The organism is Gemelliphila asaccharolytica (assembly GCF_001553005.1).
GTDB lineage: Bacteria > Bacillota > Bacilli > Staphylococcales > Gemellaceae > Gemelliphila > Gemelliphila asaccharolytica.
Genome location: NZ_KQ959859.1, coordinates 21,844 through 27,897 on the forward strand (window position 1 = coordinate 21,844; position 6,054 = coordinate 27,897).

The 6,054-nt window shown below is 24.6% G+C and carries 4 protein-coding genes and 1 other RNA gene; 4 read left to right on the forward strand and 1 reads right to left on the reverse strand.

Features of this window, described 5'->3' with window-relative positions; genetic code table 11:
* Positions 1-17 precede the first annotated feature (17 nt).
* The 3 genes from ffs to HMPREF1871_RS01225 all read left to right on the forward strand — a co-directional run bounded on the left by ffs (position 18) and on the right by HMPREF1871_RS01225 (position 2,414).
* An RNA gene (gene ffs, locus HMPREF1871_RS01215) (signal recognition particle sRNA large type) lies at positions 18-284 on the forward strand.
* Positions 285-375: 91 nt separating this feature from the next.
* Positions 376-1,719 carry an MATE family efflux transporter gene (locus HMPREF1871_RS01220; protein WP_066128923.1) on the forward strand — a complete coding sequence of 448 codons (1,344 nt, stop codon included), beginning with the start codon at positions 376-378 and terminating at the stop codon, positions 1,717-1,719.
* An 83-nt stretch (positions 1,720-1,802) separates the two neighbouring features.
* Positions 1,803-2,414, forward strand: a complete 612-nt coding sequence (locus tag HMPREF1871_RS01225; protein ID WP_157058036.1) for a CPBP family intramembrane glutamic endopeptidase — start codon at positions 1,803-1,805, stop codon at positions 2,412-2,414.
* Positions 2,415-2,448: 34 nt separating this feature from the next.
* On the opposite strand, the gene HMPREF1871_RS01230 is transcribed toward HMPREF1871_RS01225, so the two are convergent.
* Positions 2,449-3,300, reverse strand: a complete 852-nt coding sequence (locus tag HMPREF1871_RS01230) for an RluA family pseudouridine synthase (RefSeq protein WP_066128934.1) — start codon at positions 3,298-3,300, stop codon at positions 2,449-2,451.
* Between the two features lie 151 nt (positions 3,301-3,451).
* On the opposite strand from HMPREF1871_RS01230, the gene HMPREF1871_RS01235 reads away from it, so the two are divergent.
* Complete coding sequence (locus HMPREF1871_RS01235) at positions 3,452-6,028, forward strand: ATP-dependent Clp protease ATP-binding subunit (RefSeq protein ID WP_066128937.1); 2,577 nt, start codon at positions 3,452-3,454, stop codon at positions 6,026-6,028.
* Positions 6,029-6,054: the final 26 nt, after the last annotated feature.

The window sequence follows — 6,054 nt, forward strand, 5'->3', positions numbered from 1 at the left end:
AAGTTTTGCTATAATTAACAAGCTAGGTGGGGAGTTAGCGGTGCCCTGTACTTGCAATCCGCTTTAGCAAGGCTGAATACCAAGATTCGGGTATTTTTTGTGATGACGAGTATAACACGTAGTGTTGATACCGAGGCATCTTATGACGTAAAAAATTATGAACCATGTCAGGTCAGGAATGAAGCAGCATTAAGTAATATTTTCCGGGTATAAGTTATTTGTCAAAGTTGAGCTGTCGATTAGACTAACGGTCATAAAAATTTATTCAACTCTTGGTTGCATGTTGTATTTATAAAAACCGACTTTTTAGTCGGTTATTTTTTTAAATTATATTATAATTTTAATTAATATTATGGTAAGTCTAGAGGAGAAAAAATGTACAAAGGAGAAAACACCAGAAAACAAACTTTATTTTTCATAAAAATATTAATTCCTGTGATTTTATATCAAATGATTTCTTATTCTTCAAATATGATAGGAACTTTTATGCTTGGACATTATAATACTAAAGATTTAGCAGGTGTGAGTTTAGGAGTAAACGTGTGGACACCTATATTTTCCGTTATATCAACTCTCGTATTAGCTTTAGTTCCTATAGTATCAAATCTAATAGGAGAAGGAAGAGAAAAAGAAGTTTCAGTAAAGGTAAAACAGTTTATTTATGTGGGGTTTTTTATATCTCTAGTTGTCACAATATTACAATATAATTTTTCGTATTTTTTTATAGAAAACTTAGATATAGAGAAAGAAATTTCATTTATAACAGTAAAATTTTTGAAATATCAAAGTTTAAGTCTTATACCTATTACTTTATATGTAACTCTTCGATCTTTTATTGATAGTTTAGGACTTACAAAAATATCAATGACAATGATGTTGATTTATGTTCCTATAAATATTTTATTGAGTTATTTATTTATTTTTGGTAAATTTGGATTTCATGAATTTGGTGGAGTAGGGGTAGCAATATCTTCTATTATAACTTTTATTATCTCATTATTACTTGCTATTTTTGTTGTAAGTTTTCATCCAAGAATTAAAAGATATCATATTATAAAATTTTCTCCAATTAGATTAGAGCATTGGCCTGAAATATTCAAATTAGGATTGCCAATGGCTTTTGCAGTTTTGTTAGAAACTTTTATGTTTTCTGCTTTGTCATTGATGGTAAGCAGGTTTGATACGATAACTATAGCGGCACATCAAAGTTCATTAAATTTTTCTGGATTTTTATATTGTTTGCCAATGAGCATATCAACAGCTATAACAATTATTGTATCTTATCATCTGGGTGCAAAAAATTACAAAATTGCTAACAAATATGTTTACATTGGAATATCTGTTTGTCTAGTTCTTTCTATATTTATATCTATCTTTATATTATTATTTCAGGACTATATTCCTTATTTGTATGGTAATGATAGGGTTTTTGTATCAAAAGTTAAAAAGTTAATTCTTTATATAATTGGTTTTACCATTTTTGATTCATTTTCATCTTGTTTTGTAGGAGCATTAAGAGCACATAAAAAGGTTATTCCTATATGTATATCACAAATAATAGGATTTTATGTTTTAGCTATACCTTTTGCTTTCTACTTAGTTTATAGATTAGAGATTGGAGTTAAAGGATTATGGATTTCTTGGCTATTAGGTTTAGCGATTTATGCAATAATGATGACTATATATTATTTTAAAATATTAGATAGAAAAATTAAATAAAATATTGAGGTTTTGAAGTGAAGATAAATTTTAAAAAAGCTAAATTCATACCGTCTATTTTTTTAGTAGGTATATATATTTTTATGTTAATGATATTTCCTTATAAGGTAGTAATTTATTTTGATATAAATAATATAAATTTAAAAAATATTGTATTGTTAATATCTAATATAGTATCTGCTGTGGTTATAATTATTTTTATTAATAAATTTAAATTAAATTCATTAGTAACTTACAGAAAAAAATTAAGAATAAATGAGTTATTAATTAATGTAGTTAGTGGATATTTTATTATTATGATTACTCAATTTTTAGTTATAATATTTTTTAGATATATGGGAATAGATTTTATTAGTGAAAATTCTATTTCAGTAGCAAATTATATGAAAAAATATCCTGTTTTTATGCTATATGTATTATTAATAGCTCCTATATTAGAAGAGTTGATATTTAGAAGAGTTATTTTCGGATATTTATATGATGTGATAGAAACAAATAAAGAAAAATATAAATTTTTAATATCAGCTGTTTTATCTGGATTTTTATTTGCTTTACCTCATGATGGTATAAAACCTATAATGATAGTATATATTTTAATATCTATAGTATTGGCTTATTTTTATAAAAGTACTAAAAATATTTGTGTTCCAATCTTAATACATATATTAATAAATTTAACAACGATTATATACTAAAATAATAGAAAACTTTTATTATTAAAATAAATTTTTATATTTTATTAATAAAAGTTTTTTTAAAATGAGAGTGAATGACAATTTTATTATTTGAAATAGGATGAAAAAATTCAACTTTAAAAGCTCCTAATTTCATATTTTTATATTTATAAAAATCTTTTGAATATAGTTTATCCCCGATTATACTAGCTCCTATATGTGATAAATGAACTCTTATTTGATGGGTTCTTCCAGTTTCTAAACTTATTTTTAGTTGAAAGAAGTTATCATATAAATTTTCACAGCTTATGATGTTTGTAACAGCTTTTTTTCCTTTTTTTACCACAGCTATTTTATTTTTCTCATTTCTATCTCTTCCTAAATTTGTTACAATTTTTTGGGGAGGAATAAATTTATTTGTAATTGCAGTGTAATACCTTTTTATGAGTTTTTCTTTTAACATATAATCTAATTTTGTTTTAACTAAAGGATTTTTTGCAAAAATAACTAAACCACATGTATCTACATCTAACCTATGTATAGGTTCAAGATATTGATAAGGTTTTATTATAAAATTAATTAAAGTATCATTTTCGTTTTTTATATCATTAGGATGTGTTTTCATTGATTGAGGTTTTGATACTATTAGCAAGTATTTATCTTCATATTCAATTTTAATGTTATGATTGCAATTTTCATTTATAAGATAATTAGAGTTTTGGAAATTACAATTTATTTGTAAAATATCTCCTTTTTTTATTTTAGAATATATAGAAGTGTACTTGTCATTTAAAATTATAGATTTTTTATCCATATTTAAAATGTGAAGATTTTTTTTAGAAATCAGGAAAAATTTTTCTAGAAATTCTTTAATATTTTGGTAATTATTATCTATGGTTAATTTCATTTTTACCTCCAATATAATTAAATTTTATCATTATAAATTTTTTTTGTAAAATTTTTCCAAAAACTATTGTCAAAAATAGTCAAAGGTGTTATAATGTAATTAGTCAAAAATAGTCAAATCTATTTTGAAACTATTTTGAGGAGGATATGAAATGAATTTAGATAAAATGACAAATAGCATAAAAGAAATTTTAGTTAAAGCACAGAATATGGCTAAAGAAGCGAAAAGTCAATATATCACTAGTGAAATGGTAATCTATTCAGCATTGACTAGTTCTAATTTATTTAGTGATATATTAAATAGATTAAAAATAAATGTAAAAGTATTATCAAAAGAATTAAACGATGAAATAAAAAAGATAAATCCTATATCTGGAGCTAATGTAAATTATGGAAGTTACATTAGTAATGATTTAGAAAAATTATTTAAAAAAAGTGAAGAATATAAAGAAAAATATGGGGATAGTTATATATCATGTGAGCACTTACTGTTAGCAAGTTATGTTACTAACATACATTTTAAAAAAAATATTGATAAGTATAGTTCGCTAGAAAAAATGGTTCAATTAATAGATAAAATAAGAGGAGGTAAGAAAGTAATGAATGAAAATCCAGAAAATAGCTACGAAGTTTTAGAAAAATATGGAAGAGACTTAGTAGAAGAAGTAAAAAGTGGTAAAATTGATCCTATAATAGGGAGAGATGATGAAATAAGAAATGTAATAAGAATACTTTCTAGGAAAACAAAAAACAATCCTGTTTTGATAGGAGAACCCGGGGTAGGTAAAACAGCTATTGTTGAAGCGTTAGCACAACGTATTGTCAGAGGAGATGTTCCAGAAAATTTAAAAAATAAAACTGTTTTTGAACTAGATTTAACGAGTTTAGTTGCTGGAGCCAAATTTAGAGGAGAATTTGAAGAAAGATTAAAAGCTGTTTTAAAAGAAGTAAAAGAAAAAGAAGGAAAAATAATTCTGTTTATAGACGAAATACATATGTTGGTAGGAGCTGGTAAAACAGATGGAGCTATGGATGCAGGAAACATTTTAAAACCAATGCTTGCAAGAGGAGAACTTCACTGTATAGGTGCAACTACTTTAAATGAATATAGAAATTACATAGAAAAAGACTCTGCACTTGAAAGAAGATTCCAAAAAGTTTTAGTAAAAGAACCAACAATAGAAGATACAATATCAATTTTAAGAGGTTTAAAAGAAAGATTTGAAATATTTCATGGTGTAAAAATTTCAGATAGAGCAATAGTAGATGCAGTAGAATTAAGTAGTAGATATATTACAGATAGATTTTTACCTGATAAAGCAATAGATTTAATAGACCAAGCTTGTGCAACGATAAAAACAGAAAATTCTTCTAATCCAGAAGAACTTGATGCTTTAAATAGAAAAATAATGCAATTAGAAATAGAAGAAAAAGCATTATCAAGTGAAGATGACGATATTTCTAAAGAACGTTTAGAAACGTTGAGAGAAGAAATAAGTAGTTTAAAAGAAGAACAAAAAAAATTACAAATTCAAGTAGATAAAGAAAAAGAAAAATTAAATTTAACAAATAAAATAAAAGCAAAAATAGATACAGTAAGATTGAATTTAGAAAAAGCAGAAAATTCTTATGATTTGGAAAAAGCTTCTGAACTTAAATATTCTGTTTTACCTAAATTACAAAAACAATTAAAAGAAGTTGAAGAAAAAGCTAAACATGATGAGTATAAATTATTGAAACAAGAAGTGACAGAAGAAGAGATAAGTTATATAGTGAGTCAATTTACTGGTATTCCTGTATCAAAATTAGTTGAAACAGAAAAAGATAAATTGTTAAATTTAAAAGAATTATTAGAACAAAAAGTTATTGGACAAGAAGAAGCGGTAACAAGTGTTACTAATGCAATTTTGAGATCAAGAGCTGGAATTTCAGATCCTAATAGACCCATAGGAAGTTTTCTATTCTTAGGACCTACTGGAGTTGGTAAAACAGAGTTGGCAAAAAGTTTAGCATTAAATTTATTTGATGATGAAAAAAATATTATAAGAATTGATATGAGTGAATATATGGAAAAACATTCTGTTAGTAGATTAATTGGAGCCCCTCCTGGATATGTAGGATATGAACAAGGTGGACAACTTACAGAAAGTGTTAGAAGAAACCCATATAGTATTGTTTTGCTTGATGAAATAGAAAAAGCACATAGCGATGTATTTAATATATTACTTCAACTTCTAGATGAAGGTGTTCTTACAGATTCTAAAGGGATTAAAGTTGATTTTAAAAATACAATTATAATAATGACATCTAATATAGGGTCTAGTGAATTGTTAGAAGGATTTAATAATAATAATTTATCTAATGAAACTAAAAAAATTGTATTAGAAAGATTACATTCATACTTCAAACCTGAAATATTAAATAGAATGGATGATATAATAATTTTCAAACCATTAACAAAAGAAATAATAGAAAAAATAGTAGTGAAATTATTAAATGAATTAGTGGAAAGATTAAAAAAACAAAATATAAAATTGGAATATGATAAAGAAATTGTTAAATGGATAAGCAAAGAAGGGTTTGATATAAAATACGGAGCTAGACCACTAAAAAGATTTATTCAAAACAATATAGAAAACAAATTAGCATTAGAAATAATAAGAAAAGGTGCTAAAGAAAATTCTACAATAAAAATCAAATATGACAATCATTTAGAAATAGAAATATAATGAAAAATAATAAGCATGTATAATAA

Coding starts and splice junctions, on each gene's coding strand:
- HMPREF1871_RS01220 (WP_066128923.1), top strand. CDS start 376: ATGTACAAAGGAGAAAACACCAGAAAACAAACTTTATTTTTCATAAAA.
- HMPREF1871_RS01225 (WP_157058036.1), top strand. CDS start 1,803: ATGTTAATGATATTTCCTTATAAGGTAGTAATTTATTTTGATATAAAT.
- HMPREF1871_RS01230 (WP_066128934.1), bottom strand. CDS start 3,300: ATGAAATTAACCATAGATAATAATTACCAAAATATTAAAGAATTTCTA.
- HMPREF1871_RS01235 (WP_066128937.1), top strand. CDS start 3,452: ATGAATTTAGATAAAATGACAAATAGCATAAAAGAAATTTTAGTTAAA.